This is a genomic window from Bacillus sp. SG20033 (assembly GCF_044570195.1).
GTDB lineage: Bacteria > Bacillota > Bacilli > Bacillales > Bacillaceae > Bacillus > Bacillus subtilis.
Map to the genome: position 1 here is coordinate 2,111,259 of NZ_CP172606.1, position 24,549 is coordinate 2,135,807.

The following is a 24,549-nucleotide window of genomic DNA, read 5'->3' on the forward strand; positions in this document are numbered from 1 at the left end:
GGGGGGATTAACTCCTCTTTAAACACACAGTGAGTGGAATAAGATCCTCACTTTATCTGCGAGTGCTTAGTATTTGCGATAATATTGCATTCGTAATAAATTATGCTTAGCAACTGAAAATGAAAGAAGGATATGAATAGTCATGACGCAATTCGATAAACAATACAATTCAATTATAAAGGATATTATCAATAATGGAATCTCAGACGAAGAGTTTGAGGTAAGAACCAAGTGGGACTCAGATGGAACACCGGCACATACTCTAAGTGTAATGAGTAAGCAAATGAGATTCGACAACTCAGAGGTTCCGATTTTAACGACAAAAAAGGTTGCCTGGAAAACAGCCATTAAAGAGTTGCTCTGGATTTGGCAGCTGAAATCTAATGATGTTAATGATTTAAACAAGATGGGCGTACATATTTGGGATCAGTGGAAACAAGAAGACGGCACCATCGGACATGCATATGGATTTCAGCTGGGGAAGAAAAACAGAAATCTAAATGAAGAAAAAGTGGATCAGGTAGATTATCTTCTTCATCAATTGCAGAACAACCCGTCTTCACGCAGACACATTACAATGCTGTGGAATCCTGATGATTTAGACGCAATGGCCTTAACGCCATGTGTATACGAAACTCAATGGTATGTTAAGCAAGGTAAGCTCCACCTCGAGGTAAGAGCACGGAGCAATGATATGGCGTTGGGGAATCCATTCAATGTATTCCAGTACAATGTGTTGCAGCGCATGATTGCTCAAGTGACTGGTTATGAGCTTGGAGAATATATCTTTAACATTGGGGACTGCCATGTGTACACACGTCATATAGACAATTTGAAAATTCAAATGGAAAGAGAACAGTTTGAAGCACCTGAACTATGGATCAATCCTGAAGTGAAAGATTTTTATCATTTTACAATCGATGATTTCAAATTAATCAACTATAAACATGGGGACAAGCTTTTATTTGAGGTAGCGGTTTAATGCTGCCTTTTTATTGTGCAGTGAATGGATAGCAGGTATCCTAATTTCATTAAGCAATCTGGAAGATGAATAAAAATTGAAGGACAAACACGTATAATACATAAAAAAGATTAACTCTACAGTTAATCTTTTTTATTCAGAAGAAAATATCCTAACTTTGAAACTAAATACAAAGTAAAAGCAATCATTACAGTTCTAGATATTACAATTCCATGAATAGCTAGATCATATCCAGCAGGTACCAACGCATTTGTATTACACATAAAATATATAGATATTAGAAGTGCTACAATAACTAAAATCATTCCAAAAAGACTTGTTTTTTCATATTTCATACCAATTTCCACCCTTATTAAAGTTAGGTTTAAACAAAAGAGCTGAAGAAACGAACCATGACCAGTATGCTCCAAAGAAAACCGCCAGACAATGCTGGCGGCTTTTTGCTGCTTCGTTTATTTATTAACAGAGATCGTAACGTTATTTCCTGCAACTGAAACCTTTGCGAAATCCTGTGTATCTACCACAGGAGTGACGGCTTTATTGTCGATTGTGATGTTGTTAAAAGATGTCGAAAAGGTTGCTTTGATCGCATCACGCTGGCTTTCATACGAAACAGCCGCGGTAGCAAGTGTTTTCCATTTTGAAATCGTGCCGATGTTGGTTCCTTGAATTTCTGTGATAATCCGTCCGGTGTAGCCGTCATTGTTCGTTCCCCAAAGGGTCATGCGCGTATTGCCGCTTAAATTTTTATAGATTGTCATTTGGACTGTGCTTCCAGGGCGGAAGCCTTTATTGTATGTGAATTTATCTTTTCCTTCGATGTACGTTTCTTCATTTTTGGACCCAACCTTCATGAGGGGCTTCCAGACGTTGTATTGTTTGCTGTACTGAAGCCCGATATCGGCTTCAGTTCCGCTTGTTCCCCTAAATCCTGAATAAATATAGGGAGTAGAGACCGAGTCGTTGTTTTTGACAGTTTCAGGAAGCGTGATTTTAGCTGTAAAAACAGCGCCTGTACTATTCAGATAGGCGCGGCCGCCGATTCCCTTAGGCAGCTGGGATGCTGCTTTTGCGACTTGAGCGTCTGCCGCGGGTAAGACTGGTATACCTGATGAAAGGGTTCCGAAAAGAACTGCTGTTCCTACTGCACCTGCAATCAATACTTTTTTCATCAAAATTCCCCCTTTAGATAGTGGTTTTGCCATTTATTATACCTTATTTTGGAACTGGATTGATGTATATAAATCGACAAAATATTTCATTTTGAGTGGTAAGGGACGAAACGCTTCGCCAATCTGAAAGCTATATACCTTTATCAGAGGAAAGAATGAGATCACATTCGTTTTAACCGATTTGAAATTTTCCTCAAAATAAAAGTACAAATGCTTAAAGAAACGATTATTAAAAGAATGCCCGCTATCGTTTCCCAGCCTGTAAAAAAGAGGTGACGTTTCATCAATGTCTGTCCTTGTAAAATGATAAAAGCACAGATACCGACTAAGAAAAGAAAACAAATACTTAGGATTGCTAACGCTTTACGTGAGTATGTTTTCATTTCATCTTTAAAATACAGCAATACGAAAACAAAGCAGATAACATTGGCTATTGTGCTTATCACCTCAAAGCTTTTCATGACAACTGATATAAATAGACAAAGTAAAATGAGATAAAATACGCTGTTTCTATACAAATAACCTCTCCTTTTATGTATGATCCTCAAAGAGTTTATAAAAGTTTCTTTGTAACTGCAATAAACTGAATGCGCTCACTTATGAACTAACTAAACTATGTACTAAATTTTCATTATTCTTTTTTAGATTCAGTCACCAAGGTTTTCATAGAAAGGGAAGCTTCAGAAATATACTTATAGTGCACAAACAAAAAAAGACCCGGCAATAGCCGGGGGAAAGTAAAAACGAGGAGATGTTAATGGCGTTTAGTAGTGTTTTTTATGCTTCTTATACTCTACAACATAATCATAGTCTTTTTTGTCGTGATCATAATATTTCTTATCATGGTCATAATATTTTTTGTCATAATCACAGTCGTAATATTTTTTATCATGGTGGTCATAGTATTTTTTATCATATTCGTAATACTTCTTATAATACGTTTTTTTGACCGTATAATACTCTTCTTTATATTTTTTGTAATAACCCATATATACTCCTCCTTTAGTGTTAATACGTTTTATTATATGGCGAATAGATTGTGCGGATTGGACAATTTAAATCATAAAGGGAAAAAAGGGCTGTCCAAATGATAAAAAAAAGACAGATGACACAAAAACAAATCAAAATAAAGAGCCGATTTTTCATCGGCCCAAACGATTTATCCTACATTTGTTTGTCTTCTTTGTTTTCTGAGTCATTTTTTCTGATATCCTGAGTCAGTCCGCTTGTTGCTTGTTTAAATTCTGATAAGGCTTTTCCTGCTGCACGGCCAAGCGCCGGCAGTTTATCAGGCCCAAATACTAAAAAACCCACAAACAAAATAACGAGTATTTTTGTGAAGCTTAATTCCATATCCTTTTCCCCCTGATTAAAGTACAACCTTTTAAACAAATTATAAGAGATAGCAGTACAAATGGGAATGCATTTATTTTGAACATTTTAAATCCAGCACAAAGGCAGATTCATAAAACGGCTGCTGCTGAATATAATGTCCAATGTCATCTGCCTAAGAAGCAGGGAGGCAGGCTGGATCAATTATGTAGCTCTGCCGGAAATGATACAAACGTATCTGCGGCTATTATTGAAATAGAGGAGTGGTGTAGCTGATGAGATTTACTAAGGTAGTTGGATTTTTGTCTGTTTTAGGGTTGGCTGCGGTTTTTCCATTAACGGCACAAGCAGAAAAAGCCGGAACTGCGGGGGCTGGAGAGTGGGATAAGTTGGGAACTTACACATATACTTACTCAAGTCCGACGGTATACTCGACCGGAGGAGATTTTAGAGTGTGCCTTTCAGGAAGCACTCCTTTTTCTGTTTCACTGCACTTATATGAGGATGATCCCGGTGACAATCCTGATGATTATGTAGGGGCAAACTATTTTTCACCCGGAGAATGCTACACATTTGGCAGTATTGGAAAATTTGTAGATGGGAGCAATAACAAGGCCGAGTTCTTTGTTACCGATTACTCTGGTAAATCTAAAACTGTTACGTTTTATGATTGATGGACTCAAATTGTGAAGTATAACCCTTGGGAAAGAACAAAAAAGAGAGATACCTCTCTCTTTTTTATTCTTCGACAGCCTTACGAAGCCTTTCATTTACAATGCCAGTCCAGCCGCCATCCATCTTGCCGCGAACGACGGAGCTTTTCTCGTTTGCTTTGCCGATCACTTCATTCGGCTCTTTCCAGCCGCTGTGAATAAGGGTAAACCCTGTCTTTTCCCCCAAGTCTTCTAATTGAAAGGTAACGACCCATCCTTCTGTATCCCATTCAAAAGAAAGTTCAGTTGGAGCTTGAACAGCCAAAACTTTACAAGGGGACGGCCCAAACGGTGATTGTAAGTGAAATTCTTGTCCTTCTTTGAGCTGAAAGTCATTGGGCATAAACCACTTGGCAATGCCTTCTGAAGTAGAGACTGTCTCCCAGACTTTCTGAATGGGAGCCTCCAGGGTAATGCTTTTTGTAATATCCGGTAATGCATTTTCATTGTTTTGAGCCATTGCTTTTACCTCTTGACATATGATGTTTTTTTCAATTCAATCATATAATAACTAATAAGATCATGTCCATAGCGTGCATTATTTATGCTAGAGTTGCTGTTCAACAGCGTGTCAGTTGCCAGTCTGATCTGTGAATGGGAGAATTCTGCATGCACGAGAAAGAGAGAGATGTGTATGCTGTCATTTCGTTCCTGCTTGTTTGCTCAGCCGCAACTGTTATGTTTGAACTGGAATTCCTGTTCAGCCAATTTATTTTGTGATTTTTGTTTTAATAGTAAATGATCCATTTCTAAAACAGGAGGTTTTTTATGCTTGGAAAAATCAAAGCAGCCATAGATAACAGTCCAGGGAAGCCGGCCAGAATTATAGTTAGTGAAAAAGCGTTTCAGCAATTGGAGGAAGAAATGCGCTTTGTTTACGTTTCCAAACCGAAAACGATAATGGGGATTCCTGTGGAAGTTTCAGATCAGGCAGAAAGCTTCAAGCTGGAATTTTAGTTTTCCCAGACTGCTAAAAGGCTCATTTTGTGTTAATTATGCAAAATGGTCAGGTTGATTTCTTTAAAAGCATGATGAAATGTTCATCATGCTTTTTTATTGAGAAAAAAGACGAACATAAAAAATAGGTATACGGGAAAAATAATCCTATTAGAGAGAGGGGAACTGACAGATGGATAACATGATATCAACACTTACTGACTGGAATGTGTGGTTTCAAGCGTTAGTAGTATTTCTCGTTCCATATGTAATCTATAAAGTGTTTACTTGGATTCATGTATAAGAAGGTGCAATGATGAGGTGGCGGAACAATCAGTACAAAACACAGAAGCAGCATAAATCAGATTATTCGACAGCTGAAAAGCAGGATCAGGATGTGTTAACCGGTAACATCGGATACGACTTAGAACATGTAAAAAGAAAAATAGGACATAACGGGGACGTTCATTTCCGTGAGCTTGAAATCACTCAATTACATGTGAAAGCGGCATTGATCTTTGTTGAAGGACTGTCTGATCAGGACTTGATTAATAAAGGACTATCAGTGTTAGTCATGAATCAACCTAATCAGGTAAGCGATGAAATTTCTCAATCCGGCAAAGGTATTTTAACTTCGAAACAGATAAAAAATCAAATCATATCAATCGGTGATGTCATAGAATCAGAGAAAATCAGTGATATCGTGTTGAATGTTTTCATGGGTTCGACAGCGCTTCTCATCGATGGAATACCGCAGGCCTTTCTTCTGGGAACTGTAAAAAAACAAAATCGAAGTATCGAGGAGCCGCTTTCAGAAGCGCTTGTCAGAGGGCCGCGCACAGGCTTTACAGAAGAGTTGAGTACGAATACAGCTCTTTTGAGACAGCAAGGAAAAAATGATCAATTAACATTGCAGAGATTTGAAGTAGGAACACGATTAAAAAAGGATTTAATTATCGCTTATATGAATGACATTGCAGACCCAAAAGTAGTCGAGGAAGTAAGAAAAAGAGTGAGAGGGATTGAGATCGATCATTTGCCGGAGTCAGGCTACGTTGAACAGTTAATTGAGGATAATTATTTGAGCCCGTTCCCGCAAGTACAGAGTACAGAACGTCCTGATCGCGTCATAAGCGGATTAATGGAAGGAAGAGTAGCTATTCTGCTAGACGGCACTCCGTTTGCTTTGATTGTTCCAGTCACTTTCAGCATGATGCTTCAATCGCCTGAAGATTATTATGAACGGTGGTTCCCGAGCTCGCTCATCAGATTGCTGAGGTTCATCGCAGCAATGATAACGTTATTCGCACCCGCTTTATATATATCATTTATTTCTTTTCATCCTGGGTTAATTCCGACCAAGCTGGCGATTTCAATTTCCGGGACGCGCCAAGGTGTTCCGTTCCCATCTCTGATTGAAGCCTTATTTATGGAAGTCGCGATCGAAATTTTAAGAGAGGCGGGGCTTCGTTTGCCAAAACCAATTGGACCCGCAATAGGCATAGTTGGCGGATTAATCATCGGGGAAGCAGCTGTGCAGGCGGGGATTGTCAGTCCAATCATGGTCATTGTTGTTGCGCTCACAGCAATTTCTTCATTTGCCATCCCGCATTATAGCACAGGTATAGCACTTCGGATGCTTCGGTTTGGCGCGATGTTTTGTGCGGCGGTGTTTGGATTGTTTGGAGTCATTATGTATTATCTGCTGCTAAGCAGCCATGTCGTAAAGCTAAAGAGCTTTGGTGTGCCATACGCAAGTCCGGCAGTGCCCTATCACTTAAAAGATTGGAAAGACTTTGTTATCAGAATGCCTCTTTTAGTCATGAAGCGCCGGCCTAAAATGATGAATACAGATAATACAAAACGGGTGAAGTGATGAACTCGACAGGATGGTGATAAAGTCTCATGTTCAGTCCAACCAGTAAAATCACAACCGCTCAGGCAACGATTATCATCATTAATTATATGCTTGCTGCCGGAGTTCTTACGCTCCCTCGGACAGTAACAGAACAAACACAATCTCCTGATGGATGGATTTCAGTTTTATTAGGCGGGGTCCTAGCGGTAATAGCCGGGATGATTATAGTTAAATTAAGCCAGCAGTATCCTAAGGAGACCTTTTATGAATACTCCCGACATATTGTAGGAAAATGGCTCGGGCATCTGATCAGTATTGTTTTTATTACTTATTTTCTGGCACTCGGTGCATTTGAAGTCAGAGTCATGTCCGAAATCGTGGATTTTTTTCTCCTCGAAGGGACACCGTCTTGGGCCATCATTATGACAGTTCTTTGGATTGGGCTTTATTCAATTACACAAGGCCTAGATCCGATTGCACGGCTTTTTGAAATGATTTTTCCGATTACGGTCATCATCTTTTTAACGATAGCCCTCATGAGTTTAGGCATATTTGAGATCAACAATTTGCGCCCTGTATTAGGTGATGGAATCATGCCGGTTCTTAGAGGTGTAAAGACAACGAACCTTTCATTTACATGTTCAGAAATTATGTTCATTTTAGTAGCATTTATGAAAAAGCCGAAAAATGCGGTGAAAGCAGTTGTGATCGGGACAGGCGTTGTGACCAGTTTTTATATGATTACGATGATTATGGTCATCGGTGCACTATCAGTTGAGGGAGTTGTGACGAGAACATGGCCGGGGCTTGACCTGATGAGAAGTTTTGAAATACCTGGTTTAATATTTGAACGGTTTGAATCATTTCTCCTTGTGATTTGGATTATGCAGCTTTTTGCCACGTTTATTATCACTTTTTATGCAGCTTCCCTGGGAGTCTCACAAGTTTTTAAAAAGAAACCCCTTTCATGTATGTTTGGGCTGCTTCCTGTTATATATATCCTCTCTTGCATGCCGAAAAATGAAAATGACGTCTTTATATTGGGCGATACGGTCAGTCATATCGCTTTGTATATATTTGGCGCTTTGCCGATTTTGCTGTTAGTCATTTCGAAATGGAGGAAAAGAGGTGAAAAGTAAACTAAAACGTCAATTGCCTGCTATGGTCATAGTATGTCTGCTGCTGATTTGCGTAACAGGATGCTGGAGCAGTCGGGAAATAGAAGATCTCGGTCTCACATTCGCTATCGCAATTGATAAAGGAAAAGAAACGAACACTGAAAAAGAGTTAAAAGAAGAGGGCGGGAGCTATCCGAAAAAAGACAACATTACGCTGACCTATCAATTTGTTAATGAAAAAGCGGCAGGCGCGGGCACAAGCGGGGGAGGCGGTAGCGGACAAGGAGCGCAAAAAGCGTACATTAATATAAGTGAAACAGGGGATTCATTACAGCAGATCGGAAGTGAGGTTGCATTAAGACGGGACCGAGAAGTGTTTAGCCCGCATTTAAAAGTTGTTGTCATGAGTGAAGATGTGCTGCACACATTTCCTATCGACGAAATGCTGGATCAATTTTTTCGTGATAATGAAATCAGGCTGAGCTGTCTTGTTTTATCTGCTAAAGGGGAAGCAAGAGACGCTCTCCAGCTGAAAGAGAACGGAGAAATCCCGGCTTTTCGGCTGATTGGATTAGGTGAAAATGAACATAAAGTTTCCAGAATACTTCCCCCTATGACACTCGCGAAACTAATTGGAAAACTGCATTCTGGCAGCAGTTTTTTACTGCAAAATGTGGTTGCGGCGAATGGAGCGGTCAAGTATTCCGGAGCAGCTGTAATCAACGGAAAATCCAAAAAAATGATAGGCACTTTAAATGAATATGAAACTGAGGGGATTACATGGATTAGAGGAGAAGGGAAAGGCGGAGTTGTCAAAAGCCATGATAAAAAGAGCCAACAGACGTTAGCGTACGATATCAATAAAATCAAAAGCAAAATTCAGCCAATCGTAAAAGGGAAAGATATTTCATTCCATGTCGATATTGAATCAGAAGGCGATTTGGTTGAAAACTGGAACACAAAAGAGGCGTTGGACACCCAGTTTATAGATCGTCTCGAAACGACTATTGAAAACGAGGTAAAGAAAATAGTTGGTCAGGTATTAAAAAAAATTCAGCATGATTATAAAGCAGATGTTGCGGGTTTTGATGAATCTTTAAGACTTACATATCCTCACTTTTGGAAAAGGGTGAAAAATAACTGGGATGACACCTTCAGTAAAGCCGACATCACATACAGTGTGAACGTCACAATTACTCATTACGGCACGGTTAAAACTCAGTAATGAATCCCAAGGAAGAGAAGGAAACCTCTCTTCTCTTTTTTATGCATTTTTTAGGATAAAGATACTTTTTTTGGAGAGATATACACTTTTCAAATCGACCAATATGCTAATATAGGAATTGCTTGAAATGGAAGGGAGAAGGGGCTGTGAGGCAGAAACCGATTTATGTAGAAATCGAAATGAAATCTGATCTGGATAAACTCTGGGAATATACACAAAACCCATCACTGCATAAGGAATGGGATCTCCGGTTTTCAAATATTACGTATTTGAATAGTCAGCCATGCGAAAAACAGAAGTTTCTTTACGAAACAAGGGTAGGCTTTGGATTAAAGGTGTTAGGTACAGGAGAAACCGTCGGTGTTTTCAACAAATGTTCATCTGAAAGGTCTTCTTCACTGGCTTTTGGCTCTGATCATCCGTTATCTCTGATTCGGCATGGAAGCGGCTACTGGAAGTATATACAGAGAGAAAATGGGAAAATGACGTTTTTAACACAGTATCAATACAAAACAGCCTACGGACTGCCGGGAAGATGGATCGATCGTTTATTATTTCGGCCCCTGCTTGGCTGGGCGACTGCCTGGAGCTTTGATGCATTAAGGCTTTGGGTTGAGAAAAATAAACATCCGAAGCGCTTCATTCGATCCGCTATCATCTATGTGTTCATGTGTCTATTTTTCAGCCTGTTTTGGTTTTATCAAGGCTTTGCAGGTGTTGAAACAAGCATTTTGGCAGGAACAGCGGAGATAGGCTTAGCTATTTTGTGGCTGCTTCCTTTAAAAAGAAAATGGATCATTCATGGTGTCCAGGCTTGTATTTTTGCTGGGTTCGCTTGTCTAGGTTCTGAGATATTCATATGGGTTCTGTTGAGTGTGTTTTCTGCGGCAAGCGGCGCTCTTAGCCTGCAGCTCCCCAGCGCCAGGCGCACAAAACGAAAGAGAAAGAAGTGACATTGTGAGTTCGATTTATGAAAAATCAATTATTAACTATCATTTGCTGCATCCCAAGCTGCGGAAACGGTACCAATTAGACGGGTCTCAAACATTCAGCGGGACGGGAACGATGTCAGAAATAAGCGGAGGCTCTTTTCTGGTTAGAATGCTGTTAAAGCTGGGTGTTTTTTTCAGATGCTTCTTTTCAGAAAGAGGCAAAGACATTCCATTTACAATACAAAATAGAACTTGTCTTTTGAAATCGCAACATACAGGGATAGAATGGAATCGTACATTTTTCTTTAAAGGCAAAAAACGTTTCTTTGACGCGATAATGATATATGACGAGAAAGAAAATAGAATACTTGATTTCTTCGGCAAACCTCATCTGCTGTTGTCTGTTTTGACGTTCGAGGCATCTCTTGACGGCTCTCTTACAATCACATCGGGAAAGCAGTGGCTATTGATATGTGGAAAAAGAATCCCGTTGCCGAAATGGCTGACCGGTACATCCGTAGTTTGCGAAACGTTTGATGAAAAAAAGAATTGTTTCACCATTGAAGTGCATGTGCAAAATACAATTCTCGGCACTCTTTTCTTTTATAAAGGAACGTTTCAGGAGGAAGAGAGAGAATCATGAAACGAAATGGCATAGTCAGTACGCTTTGTTTTATAGGATTTCTTGCAGCGGAAGCACAGGATATTTCAGTGCCAGAGGCACTCGTTTTGTTATCCATTCTTTTTTTCGTGCCGGGAATTTTTCCTTTTGTTTTTCGTCAATCGCCGGTTCGTGCTGCTCAGTTTATGGAAAACGGGCTAATCCAGTGCTATCCGGCAGCCGCATTCTTTGCGGTGCTGGCTCTAGTGACGGAGGTTGGTGGTTTCTCACTTATCTGGTGGATGTACACAGTTTTTATTGCATTGTATGCGATCCTCCGCCTTTGGGAAACAAAGATACATAGAATCGAAGAGACATCAGTTTTGTTCGGTCTTATTTATTTGGCGGGAGGAGGATTTTGGTTTTTTGCTTATGCTGCCCATTTGCAGATCATGCAATTTGGCCCTCTCATCATTTTGCTGACTGCTGTCCACTTTCACTATTCTGCTTTTCTGATCCCGATCTTCAACGGATTACTCGGCAGAACCATTAGAAAACATCGGATGTTGTATAGTTGGATAACATGGGTGATTTTGCTTTCGCCCCTTCTTATCGCACTGGGCATCACATATTCAAAAACACTTGATGTCATTGCGGTTAGCATTTATATGGCGGCGATTTATCTTCATGCATTTTTGGTGTTCACGGCAGCTTTTCGCACCAAGACGGGGACATTTCTTATTCGGGTTTCTTCCGCTGTTTTAATGATAACGATTGCTTTCTCGATGATTTATTCATTTGGTGTATTTCGGCAAGAAGTTACATTGACCATCAATCAGATGATTTGGATTCACGGTTTTGTCAACGCGTTTGGTGTTATCTTGCCCGCTCTCATAGGGTGGAGAATAGAGGATCCGAAGTCTTTTGATGCAGACAGTGTAAAGACATTCAGCCGTATCTACGGAAAAAGAAAGATTGGAGAAGAATTTTTAGCTAGCATTCAAGCTGAAAATAACGCTCGGTACAGCGGACTTGTGGATGATATGGGCAGCCTGCGTTCAAAAGATTTTTCACCAGAAAAACTGGCGCCGCTCATTCTTTCGTTTTATGAACAAACCATCGAATACAATATGAAAGCAAAAGTAACATGGAGCACGTGGTTTCGGCCGCTTGCAATTGTTTACGAATGGTTCAGCAGAAGAATCGGCCAAATACATCTTTCGACGAACCCTGACTGGTATAGGATGTACAGCAAGATAAGAGGTGTTCATTCTAAAAAAGACGGAAGGGAAAGAGTACGTGCCTGGATTAGAACAAATGAAAAAAACGAAACCATTTTTACCGCTCTTTATTCAGTGTATCGTTCAAATGGAGAGGGGTATATGAATATTTCTTTACCGCTTCCATTCAGCAGCATGACAGGTGTTTTAAAACCATATCATCATCAGGAGAAGCTGGTTTTAACAAGCAGGCGGAGAAAAAGCAGAGCGGGGGATGAGGGAATTTATCTGCAAACAAGAGCGGGAACTTGTCCGCTTCCTTTATCTGAAACCTTTCTGATAGAAGCTGCACATGACAACAAATTAACCGCTGTTCATCATATGTGGCTGTTTGGAATAAAATTTCTAACTGTTCATTATAGCATTACACATATTAACCAGCCTATTGAAAGAACCTAACACAAAGAAGAAGCTTCGTCTGCCAGTTGTAATGAGATGAACTGTTTTTAAAAAATTCTGCGCCGCATCAAGACAGGAAAGGAAGGGTTTATGGTGTTTTATATCAGTTTATTTCTGATTCTTTGGCTGGCTGCGGGGTTTGCAGTGGGAATGAAACAAGTGTATGTCGATCAGCTGTTTGATAAAGCTGTGATCGAAAGACTGGAAAAAGAAGCGAATGATCATGGACACGCTGACCGGATGATCAAACAGCGCGTCCTTTATATTGCAGCAGTGACATTAAGCGGGTTTATTTCTGTTTATTATGAAATGAAAACAATCCCGCAAAGGCGAAACATAAGAAAAATTGAAAAAAACATCATGAAATTAAATCAAGCAAAAAAACGAAGAATGAAGAGAAAATAAAAAATGCACAGGCCAAAGGGCTGGTGCATTTTTGTTTTGTATGGAAATGGGGGATGTGGTGCCAGCTTACTTTTCATAAATTCAAAAATGAGAAGAACAGCGCCCGGGCTAATGGTATATAATATTGTGAATTTAACAAAAATTTAACAAGGAGGACAAGAGAATTCGTGCTAAAGCCTCAAAGAGACCTACATCCTGTTGATTTGGACTTAGAGGCGGAGTAGATGAAACCGGCCAAAGTATCCCTGCTCCGCCGTTTGCTCCATTCCTTGAAGCATGTTGATTGTAACATAGCCAAACGTTTTCCATCAACTATTAAAATTGTAAAATTATTGTTTATTTTTATGGTATTTACTCCGATTTCTTCAATTTATGCTGAAGATGTATATCAGAATTTTGAGGAATTAAAAAACAATGAAGATCCTTCTAATTACGACATTTTTACGAAAGAAACCGGAAGCCCTGTTCTTGTTTTAGCTATTCACGGAGGAGGTATTGAAGGCGGGACAAGTGAAGTAGCGAGAGAACTCAGCAAAGAGTACTCGATGTATTTATTTGAAGGCTTAAAATCGACAGGAAACTCAGTCCTGCACATTACGAGCACGCACTTTGATGAACCTCGGGCCCTTAAAATGACGGGAAATCATGAATATGTCATTTCATTACACGGGTACGCAGAAGAAGATCAGCAGATCGAAGTCGGCGGTACAGATCGCGTAAGAGCGGCAGATTTAGTTGAGAAATTGCAGCATGCCGGTTTTCCTGCTGTATTGCTCAATACGGACCATCCACATGCGGGCGTTAGTCCGAATAACATTGCAAATAAATCAAAAACAGGTTTAAGTATCCAGATAGAAATGAGCACTGGCTTTCGAAAGTCTTTGTTCGGCATCTTTTCTTTAAAAAGCAGAGCTGTTACTCAAAATGAGAGGTTTTATAAGTTTACAGAAGTGATGTTCCGTTTTCTCAAAAATAGCTACTGAAAAATAGGAGGCGATAAGACAGCCTCCTATTCTTTATGCTTCTCATTCGTTTCGGGAAACAGCTCGTCCGCGGCTTCCGTTTGATACTGCAACGTGTTATCTCTCGCTGACAGTTCATTTCGGAAATTTTCATCAAGTACATTTTTCAGTAAATACCGATGAAAAAAGTATTCAAAAACAGTAAGACAGGCAGCGGAAAGGAGAGCTGCTCCAAATGGTGAGAAATCGTTTCTTGTTTGGGTTAAAACAAATACCCAAAGAATAACGAATGAAAGGCCAAAGTCAGCCAATGAAGCTGTAATATTGTTTGTTCTGGGTAAGACGAGCATGTCACCAGAAAGATAGGAAACAAAACCTAAGAAAAGTGCAATAAACATCACACTTAAGAAGGATGCGTGATAGACTCTGTCCAAAATCACATATAAAAGGGCGAGAGTGAAAGCAATCTTTGAAGCAAGCGCAATGATATGTTTCATTTGACCACCTAATTTGTTATTTTTTGAAGAAAATTCTTGGGCGTAAACAAATGATAAATAATGCAATTCAAAACCATTCATAATGGTCATGTTACTATTTTAAACAGTCCGTTTTTGTTTACACTGGTATTTTTTTTCAGCAGTATGAAACATTCTTATGAAAAAAGACGTATATGTGGATGATCAGCTTTCAAGGGGGGAATGATTTGTGGAGATAAAAGGAATCAATCACTTGCTATTTTCAGTTTCGCATTTGGATACATCGATTGATTTTTATGAAAAAGTGTTTGATGCAAAGCTTTTGGTAAAGGGAAGAACAACTGCATATTTTGACATGAACGGCATCTGGCTAGCGCTTAATGAAGAACCAGACATCCCGAGAAATGACATTAAGCTTTCTTATACCCATATTGCTTTTACAATTGAAGATCATGAATTTGAGGAGGTATCAGCTAAATTAAAAAGACTTCATGTCAATATTCTGCCTGGCAGAGAACGAGATGAACGCGATCGAAAATCAATTTATTTTACCGACCCTGACGGCCACAAATTTGAATTTCATACCGGAACCCTTCAAGACAGGCTTCGATATTACAAACAAGAAAAAACGCATATGCACTTTTATGATGAAACGGCCTTTTAATATCACACCATATTTCATATAAGGTTAAATTTAAAGAAGGGTGTTGGTGGAGACTTTATGTTTGGGGAAGGTTTCTACCCGACTTGTTCAACGATGCCATATTTTTTGAACTGCACAAGTGATTGGGTGAAGGTGAAATTGAAATATATCACATTTTATAAGAAGAAAGCGAGCTGTTTTAACAGAAAGATGAACTAATTAGACTGTGTACTAAATTTTCAGTATATTTCAATTGCCTCGCCCCTTAATAAATATGAAACCGCATCCTTCCACGACCTAAAAAATGAAACGTTTTTAAGAAGATAGCGTCTAATATTCTAAACGTTCATATTTTGATAAAAGTTTCCTGAAGGAAAGAAAATTTCTTGACTTCAACAATCTTTTGGTGGATAATTATGGTGTAAACATGATGTTCTTTTTCCTCCTATTCAGGCTCGCACCCAAAAGTCAGGGCGAGCCTGCTTTTTTTGAACAACAAACCCCCTCTCCGTAAAGGAAAAGGGGGTTATTTCATGCATCTGATAGATCAATAGATTAATGGACGGTTCTGAACACGCCAATCACTTTCCCTAGAATGCTGACATTCTGCAAAATGATAGGTTCCATCGTTGGGTTCTCAGGCTGCAAGCGAATGTGTGTATCCTCTTTATAGAATCGTTTTACAGTTGCTTCATCATCTTCTGTCATCGCAACTACAATTTCCCCATTGTTCGCTGTGTTTTGCTGTTTAACGATGACATAGTCCTTATCGAGAATACCAGCATCTATCATACTGTCTCCCATAATCTCCAGCATAAATACATGCTCGTCTGGAGGAACCATGCGGTCAGGGAGCGGAAAATATTCTTCAATATTTTCTACTGCTGTAATAGGAGATCCCGCCGTGACTTTCCCGATGACCGGTACATTAACGACCTGGCTTTGCGGAATGTCTACTTCTTCATCAAGAATTTCTATTGCTCTTGGTTTTGTCGGATCCCGTCTGATCAGCCCTTTTGTTTCCAAGCGGGCCAAATGGCCGTGGACAGTAGAGCTGGACGCAAGCCCGACAGCCTCTCCGATCTCTCTCACGGAAGGCGGATATCCTTTTGATTTAACCTCTGCTTTAATAAAACGGAGGATATCAAGTTGCCTTTTTGATAGCTTCGTCATTTTTCGCACCTCAAAACGTCGATTTTAAGAAGATTATAGCATGATTTTCCTTACAGTACAAACATAGGTTCGAAAAAACAATTGACAGAAACGTTTGTTCGTATATACTGAAATTATAAAAATGCGAACAAACATTCCTGTTGGAGGTTATGATCATGAGTAAAGAATCTATTATTTTTGTCGGTCTGTTCACAGTGATTTTGAACGCGGTTATCCTTATGCTGTCATATACAAGCAGCGGCCAAGAGCTTAATCAATATGTTAAAATAGAAGTCCAGCAAGGCGACACACTCTGGTCAATTGCTGATCAGGTAGCAGATACAAAAAAGATAAACAAAAATGATTTTATTGAATGGGTAGCTGATAAAAATCAACTTCAAACCTCTGATATCCAGCCGGGTGATGAGTTAGTGATCCCATTGAAAAAGAAGCATCAGGATGCATATGAATTAGCAACTGTAAGATAGAGAGGAAAGAGAGATAAAATGAAAGCACTCATTTATGCCCGTGTAAGCACAAATAAAGAACAGCAGGAAACGTCATTAAAGCGGCAGGAGGAGGAGCTTACGGCCATTGCAGCGGAGAACGGCATGGAAGTGGTCAAAGTGATTTCAGAAAAAGCCAGCGGATATGAAATGGATCGGGATGGTGTGTTTGAGCTGCTTGATGAGATTAAGAACGCTGGTATTGATGTCATTTTGGTTCAAGACGAGACAAGGCTCGGGCGGGGAAACGCAAAAATCGCACTGCTTCATTGTATTTACAGAGAAGGTGTGAAAGTCTATACAACGGCTCATAGAGGTGAACTGGAGTTATCGGAGGCTGACTCAATGGTCTTGGAAATCGTCAGCATTGTGGAAGAGTATCAGCGAAAGATTCACAACATGAAAATCAGACGGGGAATGAAACGTGCAGTAAAAAACGGTTTTAAACCGCAAAAAAACTTAAAAAACCAACATGGGAACAGTGGAAAAGAAAAAATAGAGGTGCCAATCTCAGAGATCGTCCGCCTGAGAGCGAATAAACTGACGTTTGCTGAAATCGCGGCTACCCTAAGAGGGTTTGGCTATGATGTCTCTAAAGCAACCGTTCACCGGCGTTTTCAGGAATACATAGAGAATGAAGAGACAGCAGAGTGAATCAGTTGTAAAACTTTTTTTGATCTAGTACTATATAGACAAAATGCAATAAAGGAGTTTAACATGATTTCAAACGCGAAAATTGCCAGAATTAATGAGCTTGCTGCCAAAGCTAAAGCTGGCGTTATTACAGAAGAAGAAAAAGCAGAACAGCAAAAGCTCCGTCAAGAGTATTTGAAAGGTTTTCGTTCTTCTATGAAGAACACGTTAAAAAGTGTGAAAATCATTGACCCAGAAGGCAATGATGTAACACCAGAAAAGCTAAAAAGAGAACAAAGAAATAACAAACTTCACTAATATAAGAGGAATACGGCAATATCGTATTCCTCTTTTGCATATACTATAATCAAAACTCTTATGTGACAAAATTCAACAAGTTTCTCTCAAATTTAAGCTGAAACAGTTGAGAAAAAGTCGTCAGACATTTATGATGTAAGGGTACAACACATAAGGAAGGGGATTTTTATGGATACAATTGAAAAGAAATCAGTTGCTACCATTCGCACACTGTCAATAGACGCTATTGAAAAAGCAAATTCTGGTCACCCAGGGATGCCGATGGGAGCCGCTCCAATGGCATACACGCTGTGGACAAAATTTATGAACGTAAGTCCGGCAAACCCTGGCTGGTTTAACCGTGACCGTTTTGTTTTATCTGCTGGACACGGGTCAGCACTATTATACAGCATGCTTCATTTAAGCGGGTTTGATCTTAGTATTGAAGATCTTAAGGGATTCCGCCAGTGGGGCAGCAAAACACCAGGACATCCGGAATTCGGACATACTGCCGGTGTTGATGCTACAACAGGTCCGCTTGGCCAAGGAATTGCCATGGCAGTCGGTATGGCAATTGCTGAACGCCATTTAGCGGAAACATACAACCGCGATTCATTTAACGTAGTCGATCATTATACATACAGTATTTGCGGTGATGGTGATTTAATGGAAGGTATTTCTTCTGAAGCCGCTTCACTCGCAGGCCATCTTCAGCTTGGCCGTCTGATCGTACTATACGATTCTAATGACATCTCTCTTGATGGAGACCTCGACCGTTCATTCTCTGAAAACGTGAAACAGCGTTTTGAAGCAATGAATTGGGAAGTTCTTTATGTTGAGGATGGAAACAATATTGAAGAATTAACAGCGGCTATCGAAAAAGCACGCCAAAATGAAAAGAAACCTACATTAATTGAAGTGAAAACGACAATCGGATTCGGTTCACCTAACCGTGCCGGTACATCCGGTGTTCACGGTGCGCCGCTTGGTAAAGAGGAAAGCAAATTAACAAAAGAAGCTTATGCGTGGACATATGAAGAAGACTTCTACGTTCCGTCAGAAGTTTATGAGCATTTCGCTGCAGCTGTTAAAGAATCAGGTGAGAAAAAAGAACAAGAATGGAATGCTCAATTCGCTAAATATAAAGAAGTTTATCCTGAACTTGCTGAACAGCTTGAACTGGCAATCAAAGGAGAGCTTCCGAAGGACTGGGATCAAGAGGTTCCTGTGTATGAAAAAGGAAGCAGCCTGGCATCCCGTGCATCTTCCGGTGAAGTTCTCAACGGACTTGCGAAAAAAATTCCTTTCTTTGTCGGAGGTTCTGCTGACCTAGCGGGATCGAACAAAACGACTATTAAAAATGCCGGTGATTTTACAGCGGTTGATTACTCAGGCAAAAACTTCTGGTTTGGTGTACGTGAATTTGCGATGGGTGCAGCCTTAAACGGTATGGCGCTTCATGGCGGTCTTCGTGTATTCGGCGGAACTTTCTTTGTCTTCTCTGATTACCTGCGTCCTGCGATTCGCCTTGCAGCGTTAATGGGCCTTCCTGTGACATATGTCTTCACACATGACAGTATTGCGGTAGGTGAAGACGGTCCGACGCACGAGCCTGTTGAACAGCTTGCTTCACTCCGTGCGATGCCTAACCTTTCTTTGATCCGTCCAGCAGACGGCAATGAGACAGCAGCAGCATGGAAGCTTGCAGTGCAAAGCACTGACCACCCAACAGCGCTAGTGCTTACACGTCAAAACCTTCCTACCATCGATCAAACATCTGAAGAAGCATTGGAAGGAGTAGAAAAAGGTGCATATGTCGTTTCTAAATCTAAAAACGAAACACCTGACGCTCTTCTCATCGCTTCCGGATCAGAGGTAGGTCTTGCGATTGAAGCGCAGGCTGAATTGGCAAAAGAAAATATCGATGTTTCTGTTGTCAGCATGCCTTCAATGGACCGTTTTGAGAAACAATCTGATGAATACAAAAACGAAGTCCTTCCTGCAGATGTGAAAAAACGTCTTGCAATTGAAATGGGCTCATCATTTGGATGGGGCAAATACACGGGGCTTGAAGGTGACGTTCTCGGCATAGACCGATTCGGTGCATCTGCTCCTGGTGAAACCATCATTAACGAATACGGCTTCTCAGTTCCGAACGTAGTGAATCGAGTTAAGGCATTAATCAATAAGTAAGCTTTTGAAAGAGGATGAGTCAAATCATCCTCTTTTTCTTGTTTATCCGACAAAAATAGTATTGGCTGTTTAACAGTAATAGACAATTCTTTCTTTTCTTCTTTTGTATAATAGAGAGCAAATGAAATGCTGCTGGAAAAGGGGATGAAAAGATGGAACGTCACTACTATACGTACCTGATCAAAGAGGAATTTGCCAATCACTATTTCGGCCGGGAATCGGTTATGTTTGAGCTGTTTCAAGACTATCATTGGACAAGCCTTGAAAAGCAGCAGTATGAAATGACAGAGAAACAGATTCAATATATTACACAACCAATCCCGATTTTACATATGCATCAGCGGTTAAAAATGAATTTAAACAAGACGGATTACAGGCAGCTGGATTATATTTATAGAATAGCTTTGCCGAAAGCAAAAGGCCACGCGACGTTTATGATGAAGGAGCACATGATAGAAATTGTGGCTTCGGGAGATTACGAGGCAGAAACGATATTCTTTGAAGTGTTAAGAAAAGTAAGCCCTTGCTTTTTAGCAATGGATTTCAATTCGAAGCGTTACGGATGGCTAAATCCGGTGAAAGAAAGAAATTTTGTCTAAAACCGAAGAAAAAGAGATGTAAATGTTGTATAATAGCTTTTGGTTTAGTACACTTTAAACTAGACAACATGAAGGAGGAAATAAAATGACTTTATGGGTTGGCATCCTAGTGGGCGTTGTTGCATTGCTCATAGGTGTTGCACTCGGGTTTTTTATTGCTCGTAAATATATGATGAGCTACCTGAAAAAGAATCCGCCTATTAATGAACAAATGTTACGCATGATGATGATGCAAATGGGAATGAAACCTTCTCAAAAGAAAATCAATCAAATGATGAAAGCCATGAATAATCAAACGAAATAATACGTAAAGATTATGATATAGAGAAACATGGTTATAAAATAAAAAACCCTTATACGGGTTTTTTATTTTGCAATCATTCATCACCCGCTACTGCTCGAAGGCGCTGCTTTTGATATTGTATGAGAAGATGGTCAAGCTCCTGACTGAGCTCTATCGTAATATGAGATGTCATTCCGTTCGCCATGACAATTTGCAGCAGCTCTGCTCTTTTTTTTTCAATTTCTTTTAATAGATGCTCTCTAATCACAGGGATGTATCCTTTCATACATTAGATCTTCAAAGTGAATGTTTATATTATATCCATATTTATACTAATTTTCAAATGAGAAGGAGTATAATGTCTCAATGTCAAATTAAATTATATAAGTTTTTTCTGAAAATAGAAATCCTTCAAGTGAAAGTGTTAAAAAAATGAAATGATTTTGTCATAACTTGAAGGAATGTCAAATCATGAAGGGATGATGACATGGGAGACGTGAATTATTTTTTGACATTCGGTGCGGGTTTTTTATCCTTTATTTCGCCTTGCTGCCTGCCGCTTTACCCAGCTTTTTTGTCATATATTACAGGGGTCAGCATGGACGATGTAAAAACAGAAAAGCTGCTGCTGCAGAAAAGAAGCCTGTTTCATACTTTGTGTTTTTTGCTTGGCTTTTCAGTCATTTTTATTGCTTTAGGCTATGGAACATCTTTTATTGGCAGCCTGTTTAGGGATTATCACGATGCGATTCGGCAAATTGGCGCGTTGCTTATTATTTTGTTCGGTTTCATTACACTCGGTGTGTTCCGGCCTGAGGCTATGATGAAAGAGCGGAGAATCCATTTTAAGCATAAACCAAGCGGGTTTTTAGGGTCGGTCTTAATCGGAATGGCATTTGCAGCTGGATGGACACCATGTACCGGTCCGATATTAGGTGCTGTTATCACACTTGCAGGCACCAATCCGGGCTCAGCGGTGCCATACATGATGTTATATGTACTCGGTTTTGCGGTACCGTTTCTTTTATTGTCTTTTTTTATCACAAAGCTGAAGTGGATAAGGAAGAACCAGCTTTTCATTATGAAAGCTGGCGGCGTTTTGATGATTGTGATTGGTGTGCTGTTATTCTTTAATTGGATGAGCCTGATCATTATTTTGCTGTCAGATCTTTTTGGAGGCTTTACTGGTTTTTGACGGTAAATTACTTTCGTACTACTACTAATCCTTTTGTTTTTGGTACAATAAGACTATTATCTGTGGAAATCGATTGTTGGAGGGGAATATGACAAGAGTTTTAGTTGTAGACGACGCCAAGTTCATGAGAGTGAAAATCAGAGAGATCTTGGAAGAGGCAAATTACATAATCGCAGGCGAAGCGGCGGACGGTGAACAAGCAGCGGACCTGTATAAAAAACTGCGCCCGGACCTTGTGACAATGGATATTACAATGCCGGTGAAAAACGGGATAAAAGCGCTTCGTGATATCTTAACCTTTGATCCTAAAGCGAAGGTCATCATGTGCACCGCCATGCGCCAGCAAAGAATTGTAACGGAAGCAATTGAGCTGGGGGCAAAGGATTTTATTGTTAAGCCGTTTGAGGAAACGAAAGTGCTGGAAGCTGTAAGCCGCGTTATGGGACATTAAAGTCATTTCTTTTCAAAATGGTTTTTTTTATTGTTTTGGAGTATAGTATATAGTATCAACACTCCGAGAAACAAAGGAATGATAAGTATGATGATTATAGTTTCATCGATTATTGCTGTGTTAATGGCTGTAGCTGTGATGGTGGTCAGAATAAAGTCCTCTGACAAGCCTGTTTCACCAAAAAAAATCATTCTTCCGCCGATTTTTATGAGTACGGGAGCGTTAATGTTTTTATTTCCGGTATTTTGGGTAACTGGTGCAGAGTTTTTGGAAGCATTCACTTTAGGTGTGATTTTCTCTATTTTTCTAATCAAAACTTCTAAGTTCGAAATTAAAAATAATGAAATTTACATGAAACGCTCTAAAGCATTTGTTTTTATATTAGTCGGTCTTTTGGTGATCAGAATCGTGATGAAATCGATCTTGAGCACATCAATTGATTATGGTGCACTGAGCGGAATGTTTTGGATTCTGGCTTTCGGTATGATTGTGCCTTGGAGAATCGCCATGTATTTATCATATCGAAAACTTCATAACGAGCTGCAGTCATCTAATATTCAAATGAATTAAAAAACCTTTCCTCTTGTCAGGAAAGGTTTTTTATTTGAGAAGGGTCTGATAAGGTTCCAAATCGATTTTTTTGTCCCGCAGATGCCTTTTTAAGAAGGTATGGTCTCTTTTAGGAGTTGCGAGAATATAGCCTTTGATCATAAGTTGCTGATCAATCTTTGCTACCTTTTCTTTTAATGCAAGCTCACCGATTTTGCCTGCGATTTTAGCTTTTGCTGCATCTCTGAACAGTTCTGGCACCGGCGCAGTCAATTCATCTAGAAACTGTTTGTTTTCATCGTTCCATAAATGTCTGCTGTTTTCAATATAGTAATCCTGCCAATCAAGCTCTGATCTGCCGTCCTCTTTTGGTAAACGCTTTAAAAACTTTCGAAACATGAAAAAACCGCCGATTGATAATAAGACTACCATTATGATCACCCAAAACAGAATAAACCATAAAAACCATCCTTCCAGCATCAATCATTCCCCCTTATTCTAACCATATTGTATACGAAGAGAGATTAGAAGAACACAGTAAAAAAAGAATAGAAAAAAGTGATAGACGTCTAGTCAAAAGAGATAGTAGATCATATTCTATTGTATAGTGAATCTGCTATTTGGCCATGGGAGAGTCACTAGAGGGTATTTGACGATAAATGGACGGAAAAAAAGTCACTTTCATAATAGGGGATGAAAGTGACTTTTTATGTTTAGCTGAGAGGAAATTGAAGAGAAAAAGAAGAGCCATCTTCTGTTTCTTTATTGACGGCGACTGTGAGTATTTGATTTTCGCATTCGGCTTGAATGGTTTTGTCATTAAAATAAAAAGGAAGCATCATTTGTTTTTCAAAAGTCTGTCCTGACGATTTGACAGTTAAGATGAACTCGCATCCAGAAAGGGTAACTGTTACTTGTGTAGGCTGTAAAAAAGTCAGATCCGCTTCTATAATATACTGCTGACTTGTTTCATATAAATCAATAGGCAATGTTTCGTCGTACCAGGCGAAGGGGTCTTCAAAAAATTGCCGAAGCCATTCATCCATACTATCGAAATCATTCGCATCGTTGCGTTTTGAATGGTCCATGGAAGCATTCCTCCACATATCAACCTTGCTTTACATCATATGCGGTGGATTATAATGGGTGAACGCATAAAAAAACAGACCTAAGGTCTGCTTTTCTTACATATCATGGCTTGAGTTGTGCTTTTGTCTTGTATGGTTTCGGTTCTTTACTTTTTTGCTTCCGCTTAGAGGCTCAGGTTGGCCGGGATTGTGTCCTTTAGGGGCGTTTTTATGCATATCTTTACTTGTATTCTTATTGGTCATAAAATGAGAACCTCCTTAAAAGAGTTTGGTGTTATTGATTGGTTTTTCTTTTTTTGTTATTTTGGCGTTCTGCTTCAGTCAGTACAAGCTGGTCGTTTTCAATGTAGCCGGCGCCTTTGCCTTGGCTTTTTGCGTCATTCATTCCGTTAATGACGTGATTCGCTTTTCTTTTGACCATCATTATCACCTCAATCATAATATGGCTCCTTTTATTGTGTTATATGAGAGAGCGTAAACAGTAAAAATTACCGGTACATTTTTCTCATAAGTCGAACTTATTGTATTTAATAAAAACATTGATATTTACTTATGTATGATTTTGTTTT

34 protein-coding genes and 2 pseudogenes are annotated in these 24,549 nt (G+C 39.6%); 23 read left to right on the plus strand and 13 right to left on the minus strand.

What is annotated here, in order from left to right; all coding sequences use genetic code 11:
- Window positions 1-142 precede the first annotated feature (142 nt).
- The gene (locus ACFVP7_RS11025; RefSeq protein ID WP_338733950.1) at window positions 143-982 is read left to right on the plus strand and encodes a thymidylate synthase; all 840 of its coding nucleotides are present in this window, start codon (window positions 143-145) and stop codon (window positions 980-982) included.
- A 122-nt stretch (window positions 983-1,104) separates the two neighbouring features.
- Here the strand turns inward: ACFVP7_RS11025 and ACFVP7_RS11030 are convergent, their stop codons facing one another.
- From ACFVP7_RS11030 to tatAC, 5 genes are all read right to left on the minus strand, one after another.
- Entirely contained in the window at window positions 1,105-1,392 is a 288-nt protein-coding gene (locus ACFVP7_RS11030; RefSeq protein WP_123374527.1) for a hypothetical protein, read from the minus strand.
- A gap of 42 nt (window positions 1,393-1,434) precedes the next feature.
- Window positions 1,435-2,157, minus strand: a complete 723-nt coding sequence (locus ACFVP7_RS11035; protein ID WP_338733954.1) for a YrpD family protein — start codon at window positions 2,155-2,157, stop codon at window positions 1,435-1,437.
- Window positions 2,158-2,315: 158 nt separating this feature from the next.
- On the minus strand, window positions 2,316-2,672 hold the full coding sequence (locus ACFVP7_RS11040; RefSeq protein WP_338733956.1) for a YoqO family protein: 357 nt from the start codon (window positions 2,670-2,672) through the stop codon (window positions 2,316-2,318).
- A 246-nt stretch (window positions 2,673-2,918) separates the two neighbouring features.
- A complete protein-coding gene (locus ACFVP7_RS11045; RefSeq protein ID WP_003238229.1) occupies window positions 2,919-3,143 on the minus strand; it encodes a hypothetical protein in 225 nt (74 codons plus the stop codon).
- Between the two features lie 175 nt (window positions 3,144-3,318).
- Window positions 3,319-3,507 (minus strand): twin-arginine translocase TatAC, encoded by a 189-nt coding sequence (gene tatAC / locus ACFVP7_RS11050; RefSeq protein WP_003231634.1) that lies wholly within the window; start codon window positions 3,505-3,507, stop codon window positions 3,319-3,321.
- A 78-nt stretch (window positions 3,508-3,585) separates the two neighbouring features.
- On the opposite strand from tatAC, the pseudogene ACFVP7_RS11055 reads away from it, so the two are divergent.
- Together ACFVP7_RS11055 and ACFVP7_RS11060 are read left to right on the plus strand one after the other, a co-directional pair.
- A pseudogene (locus ACFVP7_RS11055) lies at window positions 3,586-3,745 on the plus strand (hypothetical protein).
- A 16-nt stretch (window positions 3,746-3,761) separates the two neighbouring features.
- The gene (locus tag ACFVP7_RS11060; RefSeq protein ID WP_153529768.1) at window positions 3,762-4,160 is read left to right on the plus strand and encodes a hypothetical protein; all 399 of its coding nucleotides are present in this window, start codon (window positions 3,762-3,764) and stop codon (window positions 4,158-4,160) included.
- 64 nt (window positions 4,161-4,224) lie between these two features.
- On the opposite strand, the gene ACFVP7_RS11065 is transcribed toward ACFVP7_RS11060, so the two are convergent.
- Window positions 4,225-4,659 carry an SRPBCC domain-containing protein gene (locus ACFVP7_RS11065; RefSeq protein ID WP_003231627.1) on the minus strand — a complete coding sequence of 145 codons (435 nt, stop codon included), beginning with the start codon at window positions 4,657-4,659 and terminating at the stop codon, window positions 4,225-4,227.
- Between the two features lie 308 nt (window positions 4,660-4,967).
- Here ACFVP7_RS11065 and ACFVP7_RS11070 point away from each other — a divergent pair, with 308 nt between their 5' ends.
- From ACFVP7_RS11070 to pghL, 9 genes are all read left to right on the plus strand, one after another.
- Window positions 4,968-5,156 carry a hypothetical protein gene (locus ACFVP7_RS11070; RefSeq protein WP_268749319.1) on the plus strand — a complete coding sequence of 63 codons (189 nt, stop codon included), beginning with the start codon at window positions 4,968-4,970 and terminating at the stop codon, window positions 5,154-5,156.
- Between the two features lie 292 nt (window positions 5,157-5,448).
- The gene (locus tag ACFVP7_RS11075) at window positions 5,449-7,011 is read left to right on the plus strand and encodes a spore germination protein (RefSeq protein WP_116316098.1); all 1,563 of its coding nucleotides are present in this window, start codon (window positions 5,449-5,451) and stop codon (window positions 7,009-7,011) included.
- 29 nt (window positions 7,012-7,040) lie between these two features.
- Window positions 7,041-8,132 (plus strand): spore germination protein, encoded by a 1,092-nt coding sequence (locus ACFVP7_RS11080; protein ID WP_069703555.1) that lies wholly within the window; start codon window positions 7,041-7,043, stop codon window positions 8,130-8,132.
- The gene (locus ACFVP7_RS11085; RefSeq protein ID WP_396583240.1) at window positions 8,122-9,336 is read left to right on the plus strand and encodes a Ger(x)C family spore germination protein; all 1,215 of its coding nucleotides are present in this window, start codon (window positions 8,122-8,124) and stop codon (window positions 9,334-9,336) included. Before ACFVP7_RS11080 ends, ACFVP7_RS11085 begins: the two co-directional genes overlap by 11 nt.
- A 146-nt stretch (window positions 9,337-9,482) precedes the next feature.
- Entirely contained in the window at window positions 9,483-10,289 is an 807-nt protein-coding gene (locus ACFVP7_RS11090; protein ID WP_396583241.1) for a hypothetical protein, read from the plus strand.
- 4 nt (window positions 10,290-10,293) lie between these two features.
- The gene (locus tag ACFVP7_RS11095; RefSeq protein WP_396583242.1) at window positions 10,294-10,911 is read left to right on the plus strand and encodes a DUF4166 domain-containing protein; all 618 of its coding nucleotides are present in this window, start codon (window positions 10,294-10,296) and stop codon (window positions 10,909-10,911) included.
- Window positions 10,908-12,548 carry a YndJ family protein gene (locus tag ACFVP7_RS11100; RefSeq protein ID WP_396583243.1) on the plus strand — a complete coding sequence of 547 codons (1,641 nt, stop codon included), beginning with the start codon at window positions 10,908-10,910 and terminating at the stop codon, window positions 12,546-12,548. The genes ACFVP7_RS11095 and ACFVP7_RS11100 overlap by 4 nt, the downstream gene beginning before the upstream one ends.
- 90 nt (window positions 12,549-12,638) lie before the next feature.
- Window positions 12,639-12,953, plus strand: a complete 315-nt coding sequence (locus ACFVP7_RS11105; protein WP_026113726.1) for a hypothetical protein — start codon at window positions 12,639-12,641, stop codon at window positions 12,951-12,953.
- A gap of 224 nt (window positions 12,954-13,177) precedes the next feature.
- The gene (gene pghL / locus ACFVP7_RS11110; protein ID WP_338733973.1) at window positions 13,178-13,936 is read left to right on the plus strand and encodes a gamma-polyglutamate hydrolase PghL; all 759 of its coding nucleotides are present in this window, start codon (window positions 13,178-13,180) and stop codon (window positions 13,934-13,936) included.
- Between the two features lie 26 nt (window positions 13,937-13,962).
- On the opposite strand, the gene ACFVP7_RS11115 is transcribed toward pghL, so the two are convergent.
- Window positions 13,963-14,412 carry a YndM family protein gene (locus ACFVP7_RS11115; protein WP_015483284.1) on the minus strand — a complete coding sequence of 150 codons (450 nt, stop codon included), beginning with the start codon at window positions 14,410-14,412 and terminating at the stop codon, window positions 13,963-13,965.
- 208 nt (window positions 14,413-14,620) lie between these two features.
- Between ACFVP7_RS11115 and fosM the strand changes: the two genes are divergently transcribed.
- A complete protein-coding gene (gene fosM, locus ACFVP7_RS11120; RefSeq protein WP_396583244.1) occupies window positions 14,621-15,055 on the plus strand; it encodes a FosM family fosfomycin resistance protein in 435 nt (144 codons plus the stop codon).
- Window positions 14,964-15,253, plus strand: a pseudogene (locus ACFVP7_RS11125) (hypothetical protein). The gene fosM and the pseudogene ACFVP7_RS11125 overlap by 92 nt, the downstream one beginning before the upstream one ends.
- A gap of 336 nt (window positions 15,254-15,589) precedes the next feature.
- On the opposite strand, the gene lexA reads toward ACFVP7_RS11125, so the two are convergent.
- Entirely contained in the window at window positions 15,590-16,207 is a 618-nt protein-coding gene (lexA, locus tag ACFVP7_RS11130) for a transcriptional repressor LexA (RefSeq protein ID WP_003238209.1), read from the minus strand.
- Between the two features lie 149 nt (window positions 16,208-16,356).
- Here lexA and yneA point away from each other — a divergent pair, with 149 nt between their 5' ends.
- From yneA to ACFVP7_RS11160, 6 genes are all read left to right on the plus strand, one after another.
- Window positions 16,357-16,674 carry a cell division suppressor protein YneA gene (yneA, locus tag ACFVP7_RS11135; protein WP_121591885.1) on the plus strand — a complete coding sequence of 106 codons (318 nt, stop codon included), beginning with the start codon at window positions 16,357-16,359 and terminating at the stop codon, window positions 16,672-16,674.
- 18 nt (window positions 16,675-16,692) lie between these two features.
- Window positions 16,693-17,346, plus strand: a complete 654-nt coding sequence (locus ACFVP7_RS11140; protein WP_015714011.1) for a recombinase family protein — start codon at window positions 16,693-16,695, stop codon at window positions 17,344-17,346.
- 63 nt (window positions 17,347-17,409) lie between these two features.
- A complete protein-coding gene (locus ACFVP7_RS11145; RefSeq protein WP_003231595.1) occupies window positions 17,410-17,643 on the plus strand; it encodes a DUF896 domain-containing protein in 234 nt (77 codons plus the stop codon).
- Window positions 17,644-17,811: 168 nt separating this feature from the next.
- Window positions 17,812-19,815, plus strand: a complete 2,004-nt coding sequence (gene tkt, locus ACFVP7_RS11150) for a transketolase (RefSeq protein WP_396583245.1) — start codon at window positions 17,812-17,814, stop codon at window positions 19,813-19,815.
- A 152-nt stretch (window positions 19,816-19,967) separates the two neighbouring features.
- Window positions 19,968-20,414 (plus strand): sporulation inhibitor of replication protein SirA, encoded by a 447-nt coding sequence (sirA, locus tag ACFVP7_RS11155; protein ID WP_003231591.1) that lies wholly within the window; start codon window positions 19,968-19,970, stop codon window positions 20,412-20,414.
- 85 nt (window positions 20,415-20,499) lie between these two features.
- A complete protein-coding gene (locus tag ACFVP7_RS11160; protein ID WP_003221221.1) occupies window positions 20,500-20,718 on the plus strand; it encodes a YneF family protein in 219 nt (72 codons plus the stop codon).
- A gap of 73 nt (window positions 20,719-20,791) precedes the next feature.
- Here ACFVP7_RS11160 and ynzD read toward each other — a convergent pair whose 3' ends face one another.
- The gene (ynzD, locus tag ACFVP7_RS11165) at window positions 20,792-20,965 is read right to left on the minus strand and encodes an aspartyl-phosphate phosphatase YnzD (protein WP_010886518.1); all 174 of its coding nucleotides are present in this window, start codon (window positions 20,963-20,965) and stop codon (window positions 20,792-20,794) included.
- A 219-nt stretch (window positions 20,966-21,184) separates the two neighbouring features.
- Between ynzD and ccdA the strand changes: the two genes are divergently transcribed.
- The 3 genes from ccdA (at window position 21,185) to ACFVP7_RS11180 (ending at window position 22,913) form a co-directional block, all read left to right on the plus strand.
- A complete protein-coding gene (ccdA, locus tag ACFVP7_RS11170; RefSeq protein ID WP_015383767.1) occupies window positions 21,185-21,892 on the plus strand; it encodes a cytochrome c-type biogenesis protein CcdA in 708 nt (235 codons plus the stop codon).
- Window positions 21,893-21,980: 88 nt separating this feature from the next.
- Window positions 21,981-22,343 carry a response regulator gene (locus ACFVP7_RS11175; RefSeq protein WP_003245707.1) on the plus strand — a complete coding sequence of 121 codons (363 nt, stop codon included), beginning with the start codon at window positions 21,981-21,983 and terminating at the stop codon, window positions 22,341-22,343.
- A 78-nt stretch (window positions 22,344-22,421) separates the two neighbouring features.
- The gene (locus ACFVP7_RS11180) at window positions 22,422-22,913 is read left to right on the plus strand and encodes a CcdC family protein (RefSeq protein ID WP_010886519.1); all 492 of its coding nucleotides are present in this window, start codon (window positions 22,422-22,424) and stop codon (window positions 22,911-22,913) included.
- A gap of 30 nt (window positions 22,914-22,943) precedes the next feature.
- Here ACFVP7_RS11180 and yneK read toward each other — a convergent pair whose 3' ends face one another.
- The 4 genes from yneK to sspO form a co-directional block, all read right to left on the minus strand.
- Window positions 22,944-23,372, minus strand: coding sequence for a DynA interaction protein YneK (gene yneK, locus ACFVP7_RS11185; RefSeq protein WP_038429039.1), 429 nt, complete (start codon window positions 23,370-23,372; stop codon window positions 22,944-22,946).
- A 233-nt stretch (window positions 23,373-23,605) separates the two neighbouring features.
- Window positions 23,606-23,998, minus strand: a complete 393-nt coding sequence (cotM, locus tag ACFVP7_RS11190) for an outer spore coat protein CotM (protein WP_072174018.1) — start codon at window positions 23,996-23,998, stop codon at window positions 23,606-23,608.
- Between the two features lie 78 nt (window positions 23,999-24,076).
- Window positions 24,077-24,223, minus strand: coding sequence for a small acid-soluble spore protein P (locus tag ACFVP7_RS11195; protein ID WP_003221237.1), 147 nt, complete (start codon window positions 24,221-24,223; stop codon window positions 24,077-24,079).
- Window positions 24,224-24,254: 31 nt separating this feature from the next.
- Window positions 24,255-24,401, minus strand: a complete 147-nt coding sequence (gene sspO / locus ACFVP7_RS11200) for an acid-soluble spore protein SspO (RefSeq protein ID WP_003244839.1) — start codon at window positions 24,399-24,401, stop codon at window positions 24,255-24,257.
- Between the last annotated feature and the right edge of the window lie 148 nt (window positions 24,402-24,549).